This is a genomic window from Cellvibrio sp. ARAG 10.3 (genome assembly GCF_051846955.1).
GTDB lineage: Bacteria > Pseudomonadota > Gammaproteobacteria > Pseudomonadales > Cellvibrionaceae > Cellvibrio.
Map to the genome: position 1 here is coordinate 203,276 of NZ_JBPYCU010000004.1, position 23,884 is coordinate 227,159.

Annotated in this window: 14 protein-coding genes; 6 read left to right on the forward strand and 8 right to left on the reverse strand. The window is 50.2% G+C overall.

The window, feature by feature from the left end; translation table 11 throughout:
- Positions 1 to 11 precede the first annotated feature (11 nt).
- Complete coding sequence (locus ACSV5M_RS07325) at positions 12 to 2,477, forward strand: glycosyl hydrolase family 18 protein (protein WP_439175031.1); 2,466 nt, start codon at positions 12 to 14, stop codon at positions 2,475 to 2,477.
- A 202-nt stretch (positions 2,478 to 2,679) separates the two neighbouring features.
- Positions 2,680 to 3,459 carry a glycosyltransferase family 25 protein gene (locus tag ACSV5M_RS07330; protein WP_439175032.1) on the forward strand — a complete coding sequence of 260 codons (780 nt, stop codon included), beginning with the start codon at positions 2,680 to 2,682 and terminating at the stop codon, positions 3,457 to 3,459.
- 278 nt (positions 3,460 to 3,737) lie between these two features.
- On the opposite strand, the gene ACSV5M_RS07335 is transcribed toward ACSV5M_RS07330, so the two are convergent.
- Together ACSV5M_RS07335 and ACSV5M_RS07340 are read right to left on the reverse strand one after the other, a co-directional pair.
- Positions 3,738 to 6,584 carry an RICIN domain-containing protein gene (locus ACSV5M_RS07335; protein ID WP_439175034.1) on the reverse strand — a complete coding sequence of 949 codons (2,847 nt, stop codon included), beginning with the start codon at positions 6,582 to 6,584 and terminating at the stop codon, positions 3,738 to 3,740.
- 418 nt (positions 6,585 to 7,002) lie between these two features.
- Positions 7,003 to 8,055, reverse strand: a complete 1,053-nt coding sequence (locus ACSV5M_RS07340; RefSeq protein WP_439175036.1) for a DUF4380 domain-containing protein — start codon at positions 8,053 to 8,055, stop codon at positions 7,003 to 7,005.
- Positions 8,056 to 8,426: 371 nt separating this feature from the next.
- Here ACSV5M_RS07340 and ACSV5M_RS07345 point away from each other — a divergent pair, with 371 nt between their 5' ends.
- From ACSV5M_RS07345 to ACSV5M_RS07360, 4 genes are read left to right on the forward strand one after another with little or no spacing between them, the layout of a single operon-like run.
- Positions 8,427 to 10,580 carry a type VI secretion system Vgr family protein gene (locus ACSV5M_RS07345; protein ID WP_439175038.1) on the forward strand — a complete coding sequence of 718 codons (2,154 nt, stop codon included), beginning with the start codon at positions 8,427 to 8,429 and terminating at the stop codon, positions 10,578 to 10,580.
- Between the two features lie 38 nt (positions 10,581 to 10,618).
- The gene (locus ACSV5M_RS07350; protein WP_439175039.1) at positions 10,619 to 11,929 is read left to right on the forward strand and encodes a hypothetical protein; all 1,311 of its coding nucleotides are present in this window, start codon (positions 10,619 to 10,621) and stop codon (positions 11,927 to 11,929) included.
- Positions 11,923 to 16,224 (forward strand): DUF6531 domain-containing protein, encoded by a 4,302-nt coding sequence (locus ACSV5M_RS07355; RefSeq protein ID WP_439175040.1) that lies wholly within the window; start codon positions 11,923 to 11,925, stop codon positions 16,222 to 16,224. Before ACSV5M_RS07350 ends, ACSV5M_RS07355 begins: the two co-directional genes overlap by 7 nt.
- Before the next feature lie 5 nt (positions 16,225 to 16,229).
- Entirely contained in the window at positions 16,230 to 16,631 is a 402-nt protein-coding gene (locus tag ACSV5M_RS07360) for a hypothetical protein (RefSeq protein ID WP_439175041.1), read from the forward strand.
- 21 nt (positions 16,632 to 16,652) lie between these two features.
- Here the strand turns inward: ACSV5M_RS07360 and ACSV5M_RS07365 are convergent, their stop codons facing one another.
- The 6 genes from ACSV5M_RS07365 to odhB all read right to left on the reverse strand — a co-directional run bounded on the left by ACSV5M_RS07365 (position 16,653) and on the right by odhB (position 23,851).
- Entirely contained in the window at positions 16,653 to 16,895 is a 243-nt protein-coding gene (locus ACSV5M_RS07365; RefSeq protein ID WP_439175042.1) for a TIGR02647 family protein, read from the reverse strand.
- A gap of 109 nt (positions 16,896 to 17,004) precedes the next feature.
- Positions 17,005 to 18,645, reverse strand: a complete 1,641-nt coding sequence (locus tag ACSV5M_RS07370) for a pectate lyase (protein WP_439175044.1) — start codon at positions 18,643 to 18,645, stop codon at positions 17,005 to 17,007.
- Positions 18,646 to 18,850: 205 nt separating this feature from the next.
- A complete protein-coding gene (gene sucD / locus ACSV5M_RS07375) occupies positions 18,851 to 19,723 on the reverse strand; it encodes a succinate--CoA ligase subunit alpha (RefSeq protein ID WP_439175045.1) in 873 nt (290 codons plus the stop codon).
- A gap of 19 nt (positions 19,724 to 19,742) precedes the next feature.
- Positions 19,743 to 20,909 (reverse strand): ADP-forming succinate--CoA ligase subunit beta, encoded by a 1,167-nt coding sequence (gene sucC / locus ACSV5M_RS07380; RefSeq protein WP_439175048.1) that lies wholly within the window; start codon positions 20,907 to 20,909, stop codon positions 19,743 to 19,745.
- Positions 20,910 to 21,103: 194 nt separating this feature from the next.
- Positions 21,104 to 22,543 (reverse strand): dihydrolipoyl dehydrogenase, encoded by a 1,440-nt coding sequence (lpdA, locus tag ACSV5M_RS07385; RefSeq protein WP_439175049.1) that lies wholly within the window; start codon positions 22,541 to 22,543, stop codon positions 21,104 to 21,106.
- 90 nt (positions 22,544 to 22,633) lie between these two features.
- Positions 22,634 to 23,851, reverse strand: coding sequence for a 2-oxoglutarate dehydrogenase complex dihydrolipoyllysine-residue succinyltransferase (gene odhB, locus ACSV5M_RS07390; protein ID WP_439175051.1), 1,218 nt, complete (start codon positions 23,849 to 23,851; stop codon positions 22,634 to 22,636).
- Positions 23,852 to 23,884 lie beyond the last annotated feature (33 nt).

Consider the following 23,884-nt stretch of genomic DNA (forward strand, 5'->3'; position numbering starts at 1 on the left):
AGGAAATAAACATGATCAAAGCAAAGGCTTTCGCCTTGATGTTTATCATGAGTATGTCAGTCGGTCAGGCTTACGCGTTCAACTGCAGTGAATTAATTCCATATGCCAGTGGCAGTTATTCCACCGGCAGCCTGGTTAAACAGGTGAATCATGCTTATCGCTGTACGGTGGGAGGATGGTGCACGGTGGGCGGGCCCTATGAACCCGGTGTCGGCTGGGCCTGGCAACATGCATGGGAAGATCTGGGAGCCTGCGATAACAGCTCCAGTGTGCCCAGCTCCAGCAGTTCAATTGCCAGCTCAAGCATGCCTGCAAGCTCGAGCAGTTCGCTACCTGTATCAAGTTCGAGCAGCTCGGTGGCCAGCTCCACCTCCAGCACGGGTAATTGCCCTGCCTACGCAGCCGGCACCAGCTACCAAGCCGGCAGTGTAGTCGCCCATGCCGGCGGCTATTATGCGTGCACTGTCGCCGGTTGGTGCTCCAGCGGTAATTCCGCTTATGAACCCGGCGTCGGCTGGGCCTATACCAATGCCTGGTCATCCACCACGGCAGCCGCGTGCGGTGGCTCAGGCTCCAGCAGTTCCAATGGCAACAACATTCCCGATGTCGGTTTCTGCGCGGAAGAATTTACCAGCGGCAAGATTTATAGCGCCGGCACCCACGTGGCGTATCAGGGTGCGGTGTATCGCGCGTTGGTCGATACCCATTCCATTCATCCGGGCAACACCGCTTACCCCGGCCAATGGTCTGCGGCGGTGGGCTACGCTGATCCGGATTTGTGTCCGGTACCTATTCCGAACACGATTGATTACGGCACGCCCCAACCAGTCAGCGGCAATCCCAACGCAGGTAATCTCAACCCGACCGGTGCAATCAATGCAGCGCGAATTTCGAATACGCAATCCACCCTGCCCGGCCAACAAGGCGGTATTTCACCGGCAACCGATAATGGCGGTGACCACGGTGGCCTGGACGGCGACAACGGCGCACGGGTTTCCAAATTGGTGCCCGGAAATCTCGCGCTGCAACACAACACCTACAATGGCACCAGCGGTACGGAAATCGTGACTTATATCGGTGACTGGGCTGTATACGGTCGCCGCTTTGATTTCACTAAACTCGCCGCCAGCAATTTACACCGTATCGTTTATGGCTTCGCCGGAATTTGTTATCCCGGTGCCAGCAACGTGCAAGACGGTGGCTTCCCTACCTCGGCACCGGCGGCAGTCATGCGTAACTGTACGCAAAGCCACTTACCGGATGGCGCTATGGCGCTCGCCGATTTTGAAGCGGCGTTTGTGCGCAATGTCGGTGTTGCACCCAATGGAGTGACCGGCACCGAAAGCCAGTACGAACTTGACCCCGCGAATGTCGGTGGTGTGTTTGGCGTGCTCTATCAACTGCGCGAACAAAATCCGCAATTAAAACTGGATTTATCCGTCGGTGGCTGGACCTTGTCAGAAGGTTTTTACTGGATGGCTGGTAACCCAACACGCCGCAAAGCGTTTGTGGATTCTATCGTGCACTTCCTCGAACGATTTGATTTCGACGGTGTGGATATTGATTGGGAATATCCCGGCACTGACGGTTCCGTGCCCGGCGCATCCAGCCCTGCCGACGACGCCAACTACGCCACACTGATTCAGGAATTGCGCGCGGGGATGGATTGGTTGTCGAACAAAACCGGAAAACCCTATCGCTTGTCGTCCGCCATTCCGGCTGGTTTAGGGCGCCTCGAAAAAATCAATTGGGACAATGTGCATCCTTATATGGATCGGCTGTATTTGATGACCTACGACCTGACCGGCGCCTGGGAGCGGGAAATTTCCCATCACACACCGCTTTATACCAACCCCAACGCGGTGGGTTCTTCGGCAGGTACATCAGCGGACTGGACCATCAACTACATGAAGAGCCTCGGCGTACCGGCGAACAAGTTGATGATCGGTGCGGCAAATTATCATCGCGCCAAAGCCACTGTGCCCGGCGACATCAGCGAATACACCAATGGCTTGAGCGGATCGACAACCTACGGTGACCTGAATTGGACCGGCGCTGACCAAATACTGGGCATTGCCGGTGTCGGCTCATGGGAAGCTGGCGTTGTGGAAGGTTATGACCTGTTTCAGAATTTCCTGGACCGCGACATAAAACCGCGCAACGGTTACACACTCTACACCGATAAAATTGCCAACGCTGATTATCTGGTTCATGAAGGTATAGGGTCGTTTATCAGCATCGAAACACCGCGCACGGTTGCGTTAAAAACCCAATACGCAAAAGACAATGGATTGGCCGGTATTTTCTTCTGGATGGCGGAGCAGGACAATGGTTACAACCTTAATGTGGTAAACCATGTGTTGGGCAACCCACTGACGAACAATCGCAGTGATGCTACGCCTCAACACCAGATTCCCGTTTGTGGTGCAAACCTGACAGCACAGGAATGTGAAACCCTGATGACACCCTTGCGCTAAATAAAGCATTTATAAACATCAATCACAAATACAGGTTTCATTAAGGCTCTCCACTGGAGAGCCTTTTTTTTGCTTCTTTGTTTATTAACCTGCCACGGATTTATAACAGCTTTTTAAAAATTCTCGATTTTTTAAAAAATAAGTTCTATTCTCGGAAAAAATCCGGTAGAAGATAATCTGACGACATTAAGGATTCAGAGACATGAGAATTTTATTGATCAATCTTGCAAAAGATGTCGACCGCCTGACATTTTCCCGCCAACAATTTGCGCAACAGGAACTCAGCTTTGAACGACTCGAGGCCACAAACGGGCGCGATTTATCGCAAGAAGAATATGAACACTTTATTTCATCGCGCCCCCGCAACGGCAAGCGCCAATGGACACGTGGCAAAGTCGGCTGTTTCCTGAGTCATTCACACGCCTGGAAAATATGTGCCGATGGCCCGGATGATTGCATAGCCATTGTTGAAGATGACCTGCATATCTCCAGCGATTTTCGCTACTTCGTAACCGACACAAGCTGGATGCCCGACGACTTCGATATCATCCGTCTGGAAAAACCCACCAACCGCATCAAACTCGACAAACAACCCGCCTCCACTCACCGGGGCCGCGGCACCTATCGACTCTATTCCACATCCTGGTGCGCAGGCTCCTATATCCTGAGCAAAAAAGGTGCACAAAAATTATTGAGCGTGCCTGAAGAATTTCACGAAAATCCGGACCGATTTATGTTTTGCCACGAAGATTCTGTGATTGCGAGCCAACTGAATACTTATCAGGTTGCACCATCTTTAACCACACAAGATAAATATGATTCAGCCAAGCCCGCCTTCGCGAGCAATATTGAGACGCCGGATATTGTGTCGACAGATCGCATTACCTTGATGGATAAGATAAAACATTTATCACCGCAGGAAATTTTATTGGTGATAAAGAAAACCTTTCAGGGATATCGGCGGGTGAATTTTAAGCCGTGAATGGATTTCCAAAAAGTGAACTTCGTAATCCGTTTGTCATTAGGGGAGGTGTTTCGAAAACGTATTCCAAATTGGCAGGATAGCCAATTTGCACAGCGAAACTGCCCGCAGGGTGAGCCACAGGGATGTGGCGAATGCATCATCCCTGTAGCTCCCTCAAGTCGTCCCTGACTTGAGGGTTTCGAAACACCTCCCCTAACGCCAAACTCGCATTGTGCAAATATCTACTATTTCAGAATTTTAAACGCACGCTCAATGCGAGGGAGTTGTGGTGGTGCTTATTGTGAATTACACGTATTCACACCAATACAACTTTGTTGATTTTCCCAGCCCCAACCATCTACCTGATTAACACACATTGGAAAGTTGATGCCGTACCAATTACACACGGAGCCATTAGCCGGCGCACTCGAACTGCTGGAGCTACTTGAACTATTGGGCGGCGTGCTACCACTGCAGCTTGCCGCTTCAGGTGAATCACCAGACACAGTGATCGCATCAATATTGCCAAGACCAATGCTACCCGTGGCATTCAACCGAAGGGTGTGCGTACCGGCAGGAAGATTCACGGTTGTCGACACTTCACCCCAGGAAGTCCATGCACCGGTCGATGCAAAATTCAGACTTGTTACCACGCTACCATTCACCAACAATTGCGCTGGCCGACTGTCGACGCTGGCGAAACGGAAAGTCAGTGTGTAATTGCCGCTGCCGGTACTGATCCGCCAGTTCACACCCTGGTTAGCGGCATTCGTGGTGTTGGCAAAACCGCTGCCGGTGAAACCGGCGTTGTTATTGTCGACCGAGCCATCAACGCCGCAAAAACCTGTCGTGTTTTCCTGAATAGTTATAGATGAAGCGGGAGATCCGCTGACCGGTGTCAAACTCCATTGCTGGTTGGTTGCGGTGTTATAAGTCCACTGCAAAATATTGCCACCATCTGCCTGGCTGCGTGCTTCCACATCCACCGCTTTGCCGCTGTATTGCGAAATAATGCCGTAATAATTATCGCCAGCGCTCTGGAATGCCCAGCGTTGATTCTGGTCACCCACATACGCGTTTTGAATAATATTGGCACCATCTGCTGATGTGGGGCCGGCAATATCCAAAGCGGCGTTGCTGTGTTCTGCGCGAATGGAATAAAACCCGTCGCCGACGGATGTCACTTGCCAGTGCTGATTAGATTGGCCGTTGTAGGTCCATTGCACGATGTTAGCGCCATTCGCAGTGCTGTTGTTTGCCACGGTCAACACTTTGCCGCTGGAACGTGCTTCAATCACGTAAGTGCCATTGGCAATAGCCGCACCACTGCTGGAACTGGATGAGCTGGAGCTTGAACCACCCAGCGGCGGATTGGGATCAGTTCCGACAAAATAAATATCCGGTACCGGCTGTGCACTCATACCATCGCCCAGAAAATAACTGGTGTGGGGCGGCTGATTGTAAGCCACGTTTTGCCAGGCAATCGCAACGCGATATTGAGAGTCGTGCATCAACGTGCGCAGCTTATGTGTCGTGACGGCGGTGGTGGAAAAAATAAGTAGTTGTGTATTGCTTTCGTTACGCCAGATGACTTCTTCGCGCCAATCGCCGAGGATATCGCCGGACAATCCCGGATTTGCTTTGGTGCCATTATTCTGCGCAGCGCCGGATTGATACGCCGTTAATAACCGGCTGTTGGTGCTGTTGCTGTAATTCCATTTATCAATGGTGGTGCCATTTAATTGTTCACGCAATAAGTCTGCATCCCAATAGACTGCGAAATTTGCCGAGCCTGGTTTGGCCGACGAAATCAGCGTGCCATTGGCAGCATACATGCCGCCTGCCGATGCCCAGCTCTCACTGCCAGCGTAACGCGGATCAACGTCCATGGTAACGCCACGACCGATGTCGGTACGTCCGCCGTCATGACTCCAGATAATTTGTCCGGTGCGCGCATCGTGCATCTCAACACCGTGTTGGCCGTAGCAGCTCGGACACTCATGCACCATAAACACTTCCAGGCCAGGGCGACTCGGTAAGAAATCGCCCAGGTGCAATGCATCGCCATGACCAAGGCCGGTGCTGTAAAGTCCGCGCCCGTTATCATCAATCGTTGCTGCACCAAATACAATTTCATCGCGTCCGTCATTGTCGACATCACCAATGGTGAGGCTGTGCGCGCCCTGCCCTGCGTAGGCACTGTTGCCGCTGCTGTTACTATCAAACGTCCAGCGTTGCGCTAACTGCCCGTTGCGCCAATCCCACGCCACAATTACCGCGCGGGTGTAATAACCGCGCGACATAATCAGGCTGGGCCGTGTGCCATCGAGATAAGCCACACCCGCTAGAAAACGATCCACACGATTGCCGTATCCGTCACCCCAGGAACTGACAGTACCGCGCGCGGGCACGTAATTGGTGGTCGCCATCGCGCGACCGGTTTGGCCATTGAAGATGGTTAAAAATTCCGGGCCGGATAAAACGTAGCCGCCAGAATTGCGGTAGTCGGCGTTGGCATTTCCGATCACCACACCGGTACCATCGCGTGTGCCATCAGCGGTTTTCATCGCCACTTCTGCCTTGCCATCACCATCCAGGTCATAGACGATAAATTGCGTGTAGTGCGCACCGGCGCGAATATTTCGTCCAAGATCAATACGCCACAAACGCGTGCCGGACAATTCATAAGCATCAATCAATACATTGCCGGTGTAACCGGATTGTGAATTATCTTTGGCGTTGGACGGCTCCCACTTCAGTACGATTTCATATTGGCCATCGCCATCCAGATCGCCCACGCTCAGGTCGTTGGCAATATAATCGTAGGTCACGCCGTCCGGTGTAGTGCCGCCATTGGGACGTTGCAAATTAACGGCCAGGTAAGGATTGCTCCACACACTCCCCCCGACGCTGTCACCGCTTTCGCTGCCGTTTACCACGGCGCGCACCGTATAGTTGGCACTGGTTGAACCACTGGCATCGAAATAATTGGTGCTGTTGGTGATGGGTGAATTATTTAAACGTGTACCGTTGCGATACACATTAAAGCCGATGTTAGCCGGATCATTGCCTAACATGCGCCACCCGATATACACACCGTTGCCGGAACGAATCGCCACCACACCACGATCAAGGTATTCCATCTGACGCGCCGCAAACGCGTGAGATGTCAGCAATGGACACAACAGAACGATAAGTAAAAATGAATAGCAGATAAGTAACGACCGGCGCGATAAAAGCACTGGCCTCAAATGGATTGATAACATGTTTGCTCTCCTGAATTATTATTGAAATGTTTTTAGCGAAGGACGTAAAGCGAGAACTACGGGAGCGCATGCTAAGCACATTGCAGAGCTATTTAAATGGGAGAGGTCTCAGAATTTTGTTAAATGGAAAACTAATTTGCTATATAAAAACACTGTTAGCGAAACTAACTATTCCAACAGCGCAAGGGTTGGCTGACCCATTAATAACTATCGCCAGCCAATTGTCGACATTGCATCTACTTGCGCTGCTGAATTTTATGGATAAAAAAATTATACATAGATAGCGGCAGCAGTTTTAGAGATTTTTAAGACCCAGGGCGGCAGCATGTTGTTTGAGAAAAGCAATGTGCGCTTCACTGGTGAAATCCCCCTCATAAGGCAGGATTGTCCATATTTCCTGCGCCTGCATATCTTCTCCGGGCTGCAGGGTTTTGTATGGCGCATGCACCTCCAGTTCCATCAAGCTCGCTGTGGGATGTTGCGGTTGATAATCCAGGTACAACTCAACCTGCCCTTGCTCCGGATGAATCAATGATTCGGGTTGTAAATCGAACTGAATAATAAACACCTGCCCCTGATCAAACGCGGCCATCCAGCCTGCGGAGGGCTGCATAAAAACTTTTCCGCGACGAATGGTTTTGCCTGGGGGCGGAGCCTTAAGCTCGAATGAAAATAATCCCTGCTTCAACTGGTAGACCGGTGGTGCAACCTTGTCACCAGGAAAGGGATTCATACGCAGCTTTTTCTCATCCTGAATCGGCACATACACCTTCGCCTCGGCGCGCACCCGCGTATTAAACCAGATATCCCAGCTTACCGGCGTGCTACGTGTGTTACGTGCGCTAACGTCCAGACGCAAACTGTCCGGGCGTTCTTTTAATAATTCATAGCGCTTGGTAAAAGCAACGCCGGAGACAGGACTGGCTGGACCATCCAGCACAATCTGTTCTTCCGTTTGATGAGTAATTTTATGACGGCTCAATACCAGAAAAGGATCTGGTGGCCACACTGCTTCAGCGTCCCGGCGTTCTACATTTATATCTTGTTGAGTCCACCAGGCGCTTTGTGGTCCGACCCACATCTCGTGCCCCAGATACCCGATATTATGGCTTTCGGCAGTGACAAGCGGAGCGGGATGCTCCTTTACTTCCGCCCCGATGCGCAAAAAATTAGGCGCGTTACGCCGGGCAAAGTGCACCACCCGCCCACCAATGTCCGGCGTAATTTCAGCGCGGATATGGTTGTTCTGTAAGGTGAGTCTTTCAATAGCCGGCACGGCGCTGACGCCTACCGATGATATCAGTGCCAGCGAAAGGGTTAGCGTCAGGGGAATTACAATTTTTAACATAACCGTAGGCCACATGTTGTTATTGCTGTTGTAATAAAAAACCTGTGCATGATCCTATGAATTCAGAACGAACGCAAACTTTAATGCCATCGCCAAACATCGGTCAATGCGTAGCAATAACGTTCAATCCGGATTTTTTTGCGCCACAATAAATTGCCATGACAGGAAAAATAATGCGCTGCCACCTGGCACTTTAAAATGGCGTAGCGCATCACACTTCGCAATGAAGTGATTCATTTTATTTTACGCAGGGCGTTACAATTCCAGGCAATTAGTTCCACCTGTTGTTGACAGGGGGATGTCATTCAGCGATGCCCCGGCGCATATTGGTTCAACGAAGCGCGGCGGTATTTAAAAGCAAGGAGACGAGTGTGAACAGTCTTTTTAAAACAGGCATGCAATATACTCAGGACAATCGCTTTTTACGCATTGAAACCGTCCTGGGTAAAGATGCCTTGATGCTTAGACGCGTACAAGGCACCGAAGCCTTCTCCCAACTCTTTCGCTTTGAACTGGACCTGTTGTCCTACGAAGAAAATATCAATCCGGCCGATATCATCGGCGATCATGTTGCACTGCTTATTGACGCCAACAGCGCAGCACCACGCCACCTGAACGGCTTTGTTAAAAGCTTCGTTTATACCGGCCTGGAAAAACGCGGCCTTTATGGTTATAAGGCGGAGATTGTTCCCTGGCTATGGTTTCTAGACAAACGCACCAATTGCCGGGTTTACCAGAACCAGAACGTGCAACAGATTATTGAAGCCGTGTTGGGTGAGCTGGGTTTTAATGATTACGTATTTTCCCTTAGCGAAGAACATACGGAACTGGAATACTGCGTTCAATATCAGGAATCCGACTTCCAGTTTATTTCGCGCCTGATGGAACAAGAAGGAATTTTTTATTATTTCGAGCACCAAGCCGACAAACATATTTTACATATTGTTGATAATGCCGCCGCGTACCAAACGCTGGTCGAAGAAACCCTCGAACACAGCTCCGGCTCCCGGGGCAAACACTACATCAATCGCTGGCAACACCGGTTTCAATATTGCTCTGGCGCTTTTGCACAAACGGATTTTAATTTCGAGAATCCCAACCATTCCCTGTTGACCGAAACGGCTACCTCTATCAAGCTTAAAAACAACGCACCACTGGAGATGTTCGACTTCCCCGGCAACTATCGCGACACCCAGCAGGGTCAAAGCCTTACCCGCCTGCGTATGCAGCAGGAGGAAATGGCTTATGAAAATATTGTGGCAGACACCAATATTCCCTCGTTGATACTGGGTCGCAAATTCAAACTGCGCTCTGACGAAAACGTTGCTGATAACAAAAAGCAATTCGTTATCACCCAAATTCAACACCTTGGCTTCGACGGCAGCTACCTTGAAGAAAAAGACAGTAACGGAGCATCGCTGGGCGCGAGCTACAGCAACCGGTTTTCCTGTATTCCCGCTGAAATCAGTTTTCGCCCTCCCTGCCAGATCAGGAAACCCCGCATTGATGGTGTTCAAACGGCGGTGGTGGTCGGCAAAGCCGGTGACGAAATTTATACGGATAAATACGGCCGCGTTAAATTGCAATTTCACTGGGACAGATACGGCAGCAAGAATGAAGAAAGTTCCTGCTGGGTACGTGTGGCAACACCTTGGGCTGGCACCAAATGGGGAACCCTGAATATTCCCCGTGTCGGGCAGGAAGTGGTCGTGACCTTTGTGAACGGCGACCCGGATCAACCCCTGGTGATCGGTGGCGTTTACAACAGCGCGCACATGCCGCCGGTTTCATTGCCCGATGGAAAACATTATGCGGGTATGAAATCGCGCTCAGCCAAAGGCGATAGTGCATCATTTAATGAAATGTCTATCGATGACACCAAGGGTTCAGAACAACTCAAATTTCATGCGCAAAAAGATTTTAATACCACGGTAGGCAACGATTTGTCTTCTGCCGTTACCGGCAACGCCAGTTACAGTGTCGATGGCAACTCCTCTTCCACCATCGGTGGCAATGCTACCCACAGCGTACAGGGCAATGAAACAGCAAGCGTGCAAGGCAATCAGGATGCGAGTGTTCAGGGAAATCGCAGCAGCACAATTGCAGGCAATCTGACGGAAAACACGGCAGGAAAAGTGGAAGCATCCATCGGCTCCAGCGAAAGCCGCACCGTGGGTACCAACCAGGATCTCACTGTCGGTACCAATCAGGTATTAAACATCGGCGCAAACCAAACCCTGGGGGTCGGCGCCAATCAGGAAACCTCTGTCGGCGGCAACCAAACCGTCAATGTCAGCGGCAACCAGAATATCAGTGCGCTCTCGCAAAACGTGTCTATCTCGACCAATGCCAATACCTCGGCATTGAACATCAATGTACTCGGCCAAGCACAAATTAATCTTTCCGTCGCGGGTTCCAGTATCAGTATTGATGCCTCGGGTATTACCTTATCCATGGGCGCGAGCTTTGTAAAAATTGATGCGATGGGTGTCAGTGTGATGGGCCCCTTGGTCAAGTTGAATTAATCAGCATCAACAGACTGATCAAAAGGACACTGTCACACATGAAGAAGCAACAAAATCCGTTCGAAAAAGAACTGGAAAAACTTGACGAACAATGGGAAGCGTTTATTGACAGCGAAATGCCCATCTTTCATTGGGTTTTCACGCCAGACGACGGTCAGCTGGCATTGACATTTATCAAAGTCAAAGAACAACTGGATGAAAAAAATCCGCATTTATTTATTCATGTAAATAGCGAGTTCGACAGCGCAGAAAACTTTGGTTATCAGCTGGCGACTGAAATGAGCCGCCTCATCGACGAAGGACTGGCTGACGCCGACGAAGAAGAAGGTGATAATTCTTTGGCCTGGCAAACACCCGATTTGACTGCCTGTCGCAGTGGCTTCCAGGCGCTGTTCCGCACCTGCAACGCGGCCATTCATGCGTTTGGTGATTATGTTCATACAGTGACCCTGGCCATCACGCCCACTGCGGTAACTGATAGCAAAGGCTACATCGATTGGTGGGGACAATGCTGCGATATCCATACTGAATTCACCTGGCCCAAATTGCTGCGCCTGTTGGTGCTGGATACCCACGCGGATTCTGCCCTGGCACAACTCGCCAAAAAACGATCCCAACATATTCACAGTGCTATTGCACCGGTCAACATGCGCGACGCCATGCGAGCTGTTTTACACGCGGCGGATGACGGCTCACCCGGCGCAAGGTTGCGCCAACATATGGTGGATCTGCAAGAAGCGGCCGGCAAACAACAACGCGATGCCTTGGAAACTCACGCCGCCGCAGCCTTGACTATTGTCCAGCAACAGCACTGGCTCGATATGTGGGTTGCGGTCCTGCTAACCCGCGCCGCCGGGTATTTGAATATGCAATCCTTTGAGGAAGCCCTGGCAGACTATCGCGCAGCGCAACCCATAGCCGCGCAAGGCGAAGCTGAAGCCATTGCGGGCTGCGACAAATTGTTTGTGCAAGCCCAGGTTTGCGAAGGCACATGTTTGTTTAACATGGAGCGGTTTGAGGAAGCGGCGCTGGTCTACGACAGAGCAGCCCAGGCCGCCGAACAACGCGAGGATTTATTTTTGAGTCTCGACAGCTGGCGCATGGCAAGTTTTTGCATGGAGCAAAACAAAGATCAAAAACAGGCCTGGCGTTACGCGAAAAACTCATTGGATATCAGCCGTAAGATGGATGCGCAACAACGCAGCCAATCCACGCTACCCTTTCTAGGCCAAGCAATGATTCGCCTCAGCCCCACCGCCGAAGTCCGGGACCAGGTGAAACTGACATTCGCTGAATTACTTAACGACGATTGGCTCGACCAGGTTCAACAGGTGGCCAAAGCATGTTAATCGCCAAACACTTTGATCCGGTTCTTGGTATTGATATTCACATCCTGATTACACCGGCGGGACCCATTCCCATTCCGCATCCACACATCGCATTAATTCTCGACCCTATCGATTACATTCCGGTATTCAATTTGGGTGCAACCGTATGGGTTGGCGGCGTGCCGCGCGCCGATGCCGGCACTGCCGGCATGCCGATTCCGCACTTCCCCCTGGGCGGCAGCTTCGTCAAACCGCCCATGAATGAAAATGAAATCTTTATGGGCAGCTCGACCGTGGTTGCCGACGGTGCACCGCTCAGCTTCACCGCCCTGCCCGCACTCAGCTGTCACGACATCGGCATGATCGCGCCGATCCGCATGAAAAAACCGAAAAAATCTTACGGCATGGTACTGCCCACCTCCGTATTGCTGGCTATTCCAGTGGGTATGCCTGTTATGGTCGGTGGCCCACCGACAGTCGATATGATGGCGTTGGCCATGCGCGGTGGCATGTCGGCGTTAGGCGCTTCGTTCAAAAAACTGCGCAAGATGCAGAAGAAAAGCCCGCGCATGAAAAAAATCTCCAACGCTGTACACAATCGCGCAAAAAAAGCGATGGATAAACTCGGTGTGCCGCCAAATGTGCGCAATAAAGTACATCGCGGTATCTGTACGGTGACCGGCCACCCGGTCGATGTTGCCAGCGGCAAGATGTTCACCGATCACATCGACTTTTCACTCCCCGGACCACTGCCACTGGTATGGGAAAGAGTCTGGTACAGCACATCAATTTATGACGGCCCGCTAGGCCACGGCTGGCATCACAGTTACGATGTGCAGCTGTGTGAAATCGATAATGCCGTGGCCGTGCGCATGGCCGACGGGCGATCTGTTGCGTTTCCTTCACTTAAAGCCGGCGAGACCAGTTTTGATCGGCAGGAGCGGATGACGTTAATCAAGGATGTGCAAGGCTATGCATTGGATACCAGCGAGGGTTTACGCTATCGGTTCTCGCCATTGAATGATGACATTGCAAACCAGCTGCTGATGTCACTCAAGCAAAAATCAAGCGGTGCAATGATTGACTTTCAGTACACAACGGATGGGCGCTTGCTTCAGATTATCGACAGCGGCGGACGCTTTATCCGCTTCACCCATACAGATGATGGGCGTATCCATCAGATTCTGTTACCCGAACCACAATCCAATGTCACTCGGGATCATACAGTCCCACAATGGTTCTGCGCCGTCGAATACCATTATCGCGATGGTCTATTAGTCAGCACGGAAGATGCGCTCAAGCAGCCGCTGATCTATCACTATGAGCACCGATTATTAGTGAAGGAAACCTTCCGCAATAACCTCAGTTTTTATTTTGAATACGACGGCACTGACCACAATGCACGCTGCATAAAAACCTGGGGCGACGGTGGCATTTATGGACGGCATATTCATTACGACACCGCCAGCAATATCACTTACGTAAAAGATTCCCTGGGCCATGTAACGACTTATTATCACGATGGCGTACTGCCTTTTAAAGTGATTGATCCGTTACAGCATACGACTATTACGGAACACAACGATTACGCTCAGGTCATCAGCGAGACGAATGAACTGGGTTACAGAACGCAATACGAATATGACGAGCGTGGTAATACAACAAAAATAACCCGCGCCGATAATATCAGTCTTCAATTTATCTATGATGAAAAGGAGAATCTCATAGAATTTATTGATGCAATGGGCAATAGCTGGCGTTATGAACATGATCCTTTCAATCGGCTTATCGCCAGGATAAATCCGCTCGGCTACGCTACGCGCTACGAATATGCCGATGCTGCGCTCAGTTCAGTCACAGATACCGGCGGAAACCAATTTTATTTCCACTATGATCAGAATCTGAACCTGCGTAGCATCCGGGAAGGTAATACTGACCAGGTCCTGCTCGAGCATGACGCGCTCGGTAATTTGATTGCATCGCAGGACAACCGTGGTAACCGTCGCAGACTTTACTACGATAAATTAGGACGAGTGCACAAGATCGAGGAGCCCGATGGGAATGTTCGGCTGTTTGCCTACGATGGTGAAGACAATATCGTTCGAGCCAAGGACCACCAATACGATATTTTTCTTGTGTACCGCGGCATGGGCCAACTGGTTTCGCGTACGCAGGCTGGCACCAGCATTACCTTCGAATATGATACAGAAGAACAACTTATCGCCATCTATAACGAGCATGGCCGGGTTTATCAGTTCGAACGCAATGCGCGCGGCGACATTATCAGTGAATCCGGCTTTGATGGGCTCATGCGACAGTTTATTAAAGATCCGGCAGGCCGCACTACGCGCATAAACCGTGCAGGCCAGCGCTACTCTACTTATCACTACGACACGAACAATCAGCTTACTCGAGTGCTGCATAACGATGGTTCATATAAGGAGTTTTCCTACCGGGCAGATGGAGAGCTGATAAAAGCCTCCAATGAATCCACGTCGCTTCAGTGGGAGCTGGATCCATTGGGTAGAATTTGCAAGGAGTATCAAGGCGAATTTTGGGTTTCCTCTGAATATGATGCTTTAGGTTACCGTACGGCTATTCAATCTTCCCTGGGGCTCGACCAACGCATTGTGCGCAATCAACGTGGTGATGTACTCAGAATCTCCACTGGCGAAAAACAGTTTGAAGCTGATTTCAAGCGGGATCACCAAGGCCTTGAGATAGAGCGCAGCCTGCCCGGCGGAATTCATAGCCGCTGGAGCCGCGACAAGCTGGGTCGACCGATTCGTCATGAAATTACTCAAAGCAAACAACTTCACAGCAGCAAGACGTATTTGTGGGGTTTGAATAACCGATTACTCAAATTGATTGACCAGTTTAATCGCGAAACGGTGTTCCAGCATGATGCCTTGGGCAATTTGCTGTCGGCGCGCTACAGCGATAACAGCTTCGATCTACGCATGCCTGACGCCGTCGGCAACCTTTTTAAAACACAAGCGCAAAGTGACCGCGAATACGGGCCGGCCGGCCAACTACTCGCGGTACATTCAACCAAGGGCACCACACGCTACCACTACGACGTCGAAGGCAATCTGATCAGTAAGCTTGAACCTGGCGATAAACGCTGGCGCTATGAATGGAACGGCAGCGGCACGCTGGCGAATGTCATTCGCCCGGATGGTTCGCAGGTTAGTTTTGAGTACGATCCGCTCGGCCGACGAATTCGCAAGACCTTTAACAATAGAATTACCCGCTGGATATGGGACGGCAACAACCCGCTCCATGAGTGGGTTGAATATCTTCCCCAAACATTCAATGCGACACCGCTGTCAGCGCGACAACAAATTGCTGAAGATATCCGCGCAGACCAGCGTCAACAACTACTGCAAGCCCTAGAATCCCAAGGTCCTCCCGCCTTTGAAGAAGGTAATATCGACAAACCTGTCACCTGGCTTTTTGAACCCGACAGTTTCACACCCATGGCAAAACTTGTGGGGGATGAACACTATTCCATCATCGCCGATCACCTCGGCACACCGAGCGTGGTCTTCGACAAAAATGGCCAGCAAGTCTGGGCCAGCGAGATTGATGTATGGGGTAATCTACGGCAGCTGCGCGGCGAGAAAGATTTTTGTCCATTCCGTTTTCCGGGGCAGTATGAGGATAGTGAGACTGGGCTTTATTACAATCGGTTCAGGTATTATGAACCAGCGACAGGATGTTATATTAGCCAAGATCCGATTAGGCTATCAGGTGGAAGTAAGTTTTATGCTTACGTTCAAGATCCCATTACCTGGACAGATCCGTTAGGACTAAAAGGTGGTTGTGAAAAATATGGGGACATACCGCAAGAGCACCACGCCCGGTATGACCGCTATCTAGCCAGAAATCCAGAAAAGGTACTCGCTCCGAATGATTGGTATAAACGAGCTCAGCAAGCTTGGGCAAATAATGCCGGGGGTAATGAATTTGAAAGAGCAGTAAGAGAGTTTATGGGGGCTCCTTTAGGTCGAGGCTCTAAACCGGTCTCAATAGACGGATATATCCCCGACTTACCTGTAGGAAAAGAATTTGGAGTCACAGACATTAAAAATGTAGAAAACTTATGTAATTCACCCCAATTAACTGCTTTTAGTGACTATGCCGCTGATAACAACTTGCCATTCAGCATTGTCATTTCTCCAAGAACAGAAACCGTCTCTGGTCCATTATTGGACAACATTCGTAAATCAGGCGGTGAGTTAATGGAGTTTGACGAAGTGACTCAAGAATTCAGTTTTATCGATATAAGCAAAGAAGGTCCTTGGAAAAGGTAATAAATATGAGCCTTGCAATACACGCCTATTTTTTAAACGGACAGAAGCCAACTGAAGAATGGGCTTTCAACTCTATAACCAACCTTTTTTCTCGCTCCAATGGAGTCAAAAGTAATGTGTCCGTCAACCCATTCACTAAAAAAAAGTTTCTTAAATTGACTATTGATGAAAGCTATTCCGTAAGCGTATTTTTTGATAGCGGGCAAAATGTAACCGACGATCTAAAGTTTATTATGGGGGAAGAAGCTTCCTGTAACTCAAGAATCAGGATTCTCTTTGGTCCGGATACAGAAAACAATTTTGATGAGATTAAAGTAATTATTCTGGATTTCCTCCAAGACTTGGAAGACGTCCTAATATATAACGCAAATCAAGAGAAAGTCATCTCCAATTCCTTTGGACAATGATAGCTTATGAGTTGGTGATTACTATAACTTCACCTCCCGCAAAATCATCACCGCACTCTGCACATGCTGCGCCGCCTCATAACCCAGACTGGTCAGGTATCCACCATCGGCCTGGGTTAGCAAGCCTTTCGCAAAAAGACGCTGTGAGGCAGCTATGGTTGCAGGTGTCGCATCGGAATGAACTTTGATACCCGCCAGGGTAGTTGATAAATCAAACTTCATCAGAACATTCATTTCATCAAGCATATCGGTAGAAATTGACATAAGTAGAGTTTCCTGTGTTATTTAAATTATTCATACAACAGATATTATTAACGCATTCGTACCGGTAACCATATCATTATCTACAGATTTTCCGTTTAACGCCCATCCATTACTGCTGACTTTTTACCAGATATCGGATTAAGACACTCATATTCTTAATGTATGCACCGGTCGAAATGCCTGTCGCAGGATCATCTGTTTCATAGGGTGAAGTATCCCATTGGTCACCGACATTAGTGTTTGAGAAATTTCCTGGTGTTACTGCGGCAGGGGCCTCGCCGCGGTAAGGGTTGGTCGTATAGCGCAGCTTAACCGGCCAATAGCCTTGCTGATTCAATTCATTTCCCAAACGCACCACCTCTTCCTCAAGATTTTTACTGTGTGAGGGCGGCAGAGCGCGAGTATTTAAATCTGAGACACTGACATTCCCCAGCGTAAAGTAACGTGGAAGTTCCACCGCTGTTTTACTTTTCAAGGGTGATCCCTTTATAACCACTTCCGGAGCCAAGGCTGTTGCCTCTTTAAAAAGCTGGCGCAAGTAGTCCACATCGACATGGCGAATTGATCGATAATGAATTAATTCATTACCCGGCTTGTAATCAACATAATACTCACCATTGGTGGCATTGGAACCGCGTCGATGGGTATAGAGCGCCTTACCCGTCCCCACCTCAACAAAGGTAGGATGAGTGCGGTTACCAATGGCATCTTTGCGCGGCAAACGCACGGAATCAAGCCAGTCCAGCCCCTCCGGGATACGTGCCAAAAACTTTGTTTCACCTGTCATACGATAAAACTTAATCAGCTGGCGAATGTTATCAGCGGTCGTAGCGGGCGACAGTGATCGTGGTTCGTAACTGCGAGCACCTGCGGGTTGCAACTCTGTTGTGTACTGCAATGCCCAGCCGGGCTGAGGCTGGCCTAATTGTGTAGTTAAAAAAGCGTTCATCGCGCGGACAAGAGGTTCACGCACGCGCTGCTCACCCAATACCTGGTAACACATCAATAAAAAATCGATATTCTCCTGCGCTACATCATCATTGAATGTAATGAAGGAGGTGTAATCCGGTTGATCCTTACGTGGGTAGTCATGGCGCAGTGGGAAACGCTGCGGCCAACCTCCGCTAGGATATTGGCTGTCGAGAACAAAACTGATCGCTTTATCCAGCGCGGGGCGGTATTTTGGATCAAGTTTTTCGTTATAAAGTCGCAGCAGAAATTTCGCTGCTTCCGCAGTGCCGCCATCATCGAAGGTGGCGTTACCATAATAGTGATGGAATTCTTCCAGGCGCCATGCATTTTTTCCGATGGTACTGTACCAATCGCGCAATGATGCTTCACCACCAAAATCCGCAAGGTAATTCCAACCCCCACTGGGGTGTTGGGCCCAGATGATCGCTCCAGCCACCTGCTCCGCTGCTGCATAATAATACTCATCACCGGTTGCATGGTAAGCGTCCAGAAAAACATGGCCCATGGTTGCCGTTCCGGGGGGCTGTATCCAGATCATGGTGTCACGCGCTTCCAGCTCTCCCCAACGGCGGGAAAAGTCCGGCAGATAAGACCAGACGTATCCCCCGCGATGACTAACTTTTTCTACCATAAAGCGTGTCGCGCGCTTCATAGTGTCTTTCACTTCATCAGATGAGGGTTCAGCAAATATCGCAGCAGAAAACACCGCAGGCAGCAGGATCGCGCCGATAAAGCCAATAGCGCGAATAAACGAACTTATTATTTGAAATGGGGGCATATCAGTCTCTGTCGTTATCATAGATAGACCGATGACTCTCACCGATAAAACAATATTGTTATATTTTGATAATAGCTGCTCCTACCCGATCCGTATCAACTATTAACATTTTTTATCGCGTTTGCCGCGTGTGCAGTCAATTGCTACCTTTTTAACTCCATAAAAAAAGGCGACCGAAGTCGCCTTTTTCAACCCGTCAGATAACTTACCAACCGGTAACTTCTTTCAGAGCTTTGCCGATGTCGGCCAGACTTTTTACAGTCTTCACACCAGCATCTTCCAGTGCAGCAAACTTCTCAGCCGCTGTACCTTTACCACCGGAGATAATTGCACCGGCGTGACCCATACGCTTACCGGCTGGCGCAGTGACACCAGCAATATAAGACACAACCGGCTTGGTTACATTCGCTTTGATAAATGCGGCAGCTTCTTCTTCCGCAGAGCCACCGATTTCACCGATCATAACGATAGCTTCAGTTTGTGGGTCCGCCTGGAACAACTTCAGGATGTCGATAAAGTTGGAGCCCGGAATCGGATCACCACCAATGCCCACACAGGTGGACTGGCCAAAGCCGTAGTCAGTGGTTTGTTTAACGGCTTCATAAGTCAAGGTACCGGAGCGGGAAACAATACCGACTTTACCTGGCTTGTGAATGTGGCCCGGCATAATACCGATCTTGCATTGACCCGGAGTGATCACACCGGGACAGTTCGGCCCAATCAAACGCACGCCCAACTCGTCGCATTTTACTTTCGCATCGAGCATATCCAGCGTCGGGATACCTTCGGTAATACACACAATTAACTTGATGCCACCATTGGCTGCTTCAAGGATTGAATCCTTACAGAACGGTGCCGGAACATAAATGACCGACGCTTCAGCGCCAGTGGCCTCTACAGCTTCTTTCACCGTATTGAATACCGGCAGGCCGAGGTGGGTTTGGCCACCTTTACCGGGCGTTACACCGCCAACCATCTTGGTGCCGTAGGCAATGGCTTGTTCAGAGTGAAAAGTGCCCTGAGAACCGGTAAAGCCCTGACAAATAACTTTGGTGTCTTTGTTGATTAAAACGCTCATGATCTTCCCCCTGGGCCCCTTATGCGTTAGCCGCTGCAGCAACCACTTTCTGGGCAGCGCCAGTCAGGTCGGTGTCAGCAATGATATTCAAGCCGCTGTCAGTCAGCACTTTTGCACCCAGTTCGGCGTTGTTGCCTTGCAGGCGAACAACAACAGGTACTTTTACGCCGACTTCTTTCACAGCGCCGATAACGCCTTCAGCAATCATGTCGCAACGCACAATGCCACCAAAGATATTGATGAATACAGCTTTAACATTGTCATCAGACAAAATAATTTTGAATGCTTCGACCACGCGCTCTTTGGTTGCACCACCGCCTACGTCGAGGAAGTTTGCAGGCTGGCCGCCGTGCAGCTTGACGATATCCATGGTGCCCATCGCCAGACCGGCGCCGTTAACCATACAACCGATGTTGCCATCAAGCGCTACATAGTTCAGCTCCCAGGAAGCCGCGTGTGCTTCGCGCGCGTCTTCTTGCGAAGGATCTTGCATTTCTTTCAACTCGGGATGACGGTACAGGGCATTGCCATCGATAACCAATTTGGCATCCAGGCAGTGCAAGTTGCCTTCCGGTGTAATGACCAGCGGGTTTACTTCCAGCAGTGCCAGATCTTTTTCTTTAAACAATTTGGCCAGGCCGAGGAAAATATTGACGAACTGATTGATTTGTTTTCCTTCCAGTCCCAGCTTGAACGCCAGCTCGCGGCCCTGGAATGGTTGTGCGCCTACCAACGGGTCAATAGTCGCTTTGAGAATTTTTTCAGGGGTTTCGTGTGCAACTTTCTCGATTTCTACACCACCTTCGGTAGAAGCCATGAACACGATACGACGGCTGGAACGATCAACCACAGCGCCCAGGTACAATTCTTTGGCGATGTCAGTACAGGTTTCCACCAGAATGCGGCTAACCGGTTGGCCTTTCTCATCCGTTTGGTAAGTTACCAGGTTTTTGCCTAACCACTTTTCAGCAAACGCTTTGATTTCATCTTTGCTCTTGACGAGTTTCACACCGCCCGCTTTACCACGGCCACCGGCGTGAACCTGCGCCTTAACAACAAACATATCACCACCGATCTTGTCGGCGGCTTCTACCGCTTCAGCAACAGTCGCTGCAGCGATACCTTTGGATACAGGCAAACCATACTGGGCAAAGAGTTGTTTACCCTGATACTCGTGCAAATTCATGGTGTTATTCCATTTTGACGAATGGTTGAGCTTGATGAATATTCATTACAAGCCAACGGAAGTTATCGATGACGGCGCAGTCTTGTGAACAGCGCCGCCCCCTGGGGTGAGTTTATTAACTCAAGCGTAAGACTCTGCGGTCTTCTTCATCTTCATCGACATCGAACTGCAACAAATAAGTTGCAGCTCAATTATCAGCGCTTCTTCTTGTTGGCAATGTGAATGGCGTGACCATGCACAGCCAGAGCTGCTTCGTGAATGGCTTCAGACAAGGTTGGATGACCAAATACCATCATGCCAATATCTTCTGCACTGGAACCGAACTCCATCGCAATCGCAACCTGCTGAACCAGGTCGGCAGCACTTGGGCCAACAATGTGGCAACCGAGGATTCGATCCGTCTCAGCGTGGGCGATGATCTTCACCAGACCCTGGGTTTCGTTGGCAGCCATGGCGCGACCGCTGGCAGCAAAGGGGAAGGTACCAACATTGTATGGCTCGCCCGCCGCTTTAACCTGCTCTTCGGTTTTACCAACAGCAGCCACTTCCGGGTGGGTATAGATAACATTCGGGATGATGTCGTAATTCATCACCGTTTTTTGTCCGGCGATGCGCTCAGCAACCATCACACCTTCTTCTGAACCCTTGTGCGCCAGCATCGGACCGCGCACAACGTCGCCGACTGCCCACACACCGGGTGCATTGGTAGAGCACAAATCGTTAACGTAAATGAAGCCGCGCTCATCAAGATTCACGCCGCTATCAGCCGCCAACAAACCTTCGGTGTATGGACGACGGCCCACACATACAATCAATTTATCAAAGGTTTCTTTTTGTTCTTTACCGTCTTTGTCGGTGAAGGTAACCACGACTTCATTACCTTTAACCTCAGAACCGGTCACGCGGCAGCTGGTGCGAATATCCAGGCCTTGTTTGGTCAGAATTTTTTGCGCTTCTTTGGCAATTTGTTGGTCCATCATGGCCAGGAAGCTGTCGAGCGCTTCAAGCACTACAACCTGCGAACCCAAGCGGTTCCACACGCTGCCCAGCTCAAGACCGATAACACCGGCACCGATCACACCCAAACGCTTGGGCACGGAATCAAATTCCAATGCACCGGTGGAGTTGACGATAACCTTGTTATCAACAGGCGCTACGGGAATATTGATCGGACTGGAACCAGATGCCAGGATTACATTGTCGGCTTCGAGGACGGAAGTCTTGCCTTCATTGTCAGTAAACTCAACTTTACGCCCGGCGAGCAATTTACCGGTACCATACAAACCGGTTACGCCGTTCGCCTTGAACAGCGCAGCAATACCGCCGGTCAATTGCTTAACAATCTGGGCCTTACGCGCAATCATGGACGGCACATCGATTTCAATGCCTTTGGTGGTAATACCATGAATTTTGAAATCGTCTTTGGCTTCGTGATATTTGTATGAACTGTCCAGCAAGGCTTTGGAAGGAATACAACCAACGTTCAAACAGGTGCCGCCGTTTACACCCTTACCTTCTTCGTTGCGCCATTTTTCAATACACGCGGTTTTTAATCCCAATTGTGCAGCACGAATCGCCGCGACATAACCGGCAGGACCGGAACCAATTACGATCACATCATATTTTTCAGACATAGTTTTCATTCCCAAATTTGGTCGATGTGGCTGCCCGACTCATCGGGCAGCCCAAGTAAGACGGGGCAGCGGTTAGCTGAAACAGGTAACCTAGATTTCCAGAAGGATGCGTGCCGGATCTTCGAGCAGATCCTTGATCGCCACCAGGAATTGCACCGCTTCTTTACCGTCCAGCAGACGGTGATCGTAGGACAGCGCCAGGTACATCATCGGCAGAATTTTTACCTCGCCGTTAACGGCCATTGGACGCTCCTGAATCTTGTGCATGCCCAGAATGGCAGACTGCGGCAAGTTCAGGATGGGAGTAGACAAAAGCGAACCAAACACACCGCCATTAGTAATGGTGAAAGTGCCGCCAGACATTTCTTCAATGCCCAGCTTGCCGTCGCGGGCACGCAGACCGAAATCACGGATGGTATTTTCAATCGTTGCCAGACTCATGTTCTCAGCGTTGCGCAACACCGGAACCACCAGACCTTTGTCGGTAGAAACGGCCACACCGATATCCTGATAACCGTGATACACGATGTCATTATTATCAATGGACGCATTGACCGCCGGGAAACGACGCAGCGCTTCAGCAGCCGCTTTCACAAAGAAGCTCATAAAGCCCAGGCGAGTACCGTTATGGGCTTTTTCAAATTGGTCTTTGTACTTAGCACGCAACTCCATGATCGGACCCATATTCACTTCATTGAATGTGGTCAGCATGGCGGTTGTATTGGAGGCTTCAAGCAAACGCTCAGCGATACGCTTGCGCAAACGTGTCATCGGCACACGTTTTTCAACGCGATCGCCCACCGCTTCCATTGCCGGAACCGGTGCGGTAGCGGAAGGCGCTTTCGCAGCCGGTGCACTTGCCGGGGCAGATTTCAAATGATTAGCCACATCTTCTTTGGTTACACGACCATCTTTGCCAGTGCCGGATACGTCCGCCGCATTAATGTTATTTTCGCTTGCCATCTTGCGAGCAGCCGGGTTGACCAACTTGTCACCAGCGGCAGCTGGCTTGGCTTCCGCAGCCGCTGTTTCGGGTTTGGCTTCTTTACTTGCAGCGGGAGCTGCGGCAGCGCCTTCCACGAAGGTGGCAATGACTTCATTGCTCAGAACGGTGTCGCCTTCGCCTTTTAAAATTTCACTGAGACTGCCATCTGCCGGCGCGACAACTTCGAGCACGACTTTATCGGTTTCGATATCAACGATCAGCTCATCGCGTGATACGGCTTCACCCGGCTTCTTGTGCCAGGTCGCAATAGTCCCATCCTGCACGGATTCAGGGAAAGTCGGGGCTTTAATTTCAATACTCATTGCTCTTCCTTTATCTCTCGCTGTGATTCGGTA

Bases quoted from the DNA above. Each gene is read 5' to 3' on its own strand.
- ACSV5M_RS07325 (WP_439175031.1), top strand. From the start codon at position 12: ATGATCAAAGCAAAGGCTTTCGCCTTGATGTTTATCATGAGTATGTCA.
- ACSV5M_RS07330 (WP_439175032.1), top strand. From the start codon at position 2,680: ATGAGAATTTTATTGATCAATCTTGCAAAAGATGTCGACCGCCTGACA.
- ACSV5M_RS07335 (WP_439175034.1), bottom strand. From the start codon at position 6,584: ATGGAATACCTTGATCGTGGTGTGGTGGCGATTCGTTCCGGCAACGGT.
- ACSV5M_RS07340 (WP_439175036.1), bottom strand. From the start codon at position 8,055: ATGTTAAAAATTGTAATTCCCCTGACGCTAACCCTTTCGCTGGCACTG.
- ACSV5M_RS07350 (WP_439175039.1), top strand. From the start codon at position 10,619: ATGAAGAAGCAACAAAATCCGTTCGAAAAAGAACTGGAAAAACTTGAC.
- ACSV5M_RS07355 (WP_439175040.1), top strand. From the start codon at position 11,923: ATGTTAATCGCCAAACACTTTGATCCGGTTCTTGGTATTGATATTCAC.
- ACSV5M_RS07360 (WP_439175041.1), top strand. From the start codon at position 16,230: ATGAGCCTTGCAATACACGCCTATTTTTTAAACGGACAGAAGCCAACT.
- ACSV5M_RS07365 (WP_439175042.1), bottom strand. From the start codon at position 16,895: ATGTCAATTTCTACCGATATGCTTGATGAAATGAATGTTCTGATGAAG.
- ACSV5M_RS07370 (WP_439175044.1), bottom strand. From the start codon at position 18,645: ATGCCCCCATTTCAAATAATAAGTTCGTTTATTCGCGCTATTGGCTTT.
- sucD (WP_439175045.1), bottom strand. From the start codon at position 19,723: ATGAGCGTTTTAATCAACAAAGACACCAAAGTTATTTGTCAGGGCTTT.
- sucC (WP_439175048.1), bottom strand. From the start codon at position 20,909: ATGAATTTGCACGAGTATCAGGGTAAACAACTCTTTGCCCAGTATGGT.
- lpdA (WP_439175049.1), bottom strand. From the start codon at position 22,543: ATGTCTGAAAAATATGATGTGATCGTAATTGGTTCCGGTCCTGCCGGT.
- odhB (WP_439175051.1), bottom strand. From the start codon at position 23,851: ATGAGTATTGAAATTAAAGCCCCGACTTTCCCTGAATCCGTGCAGGAT.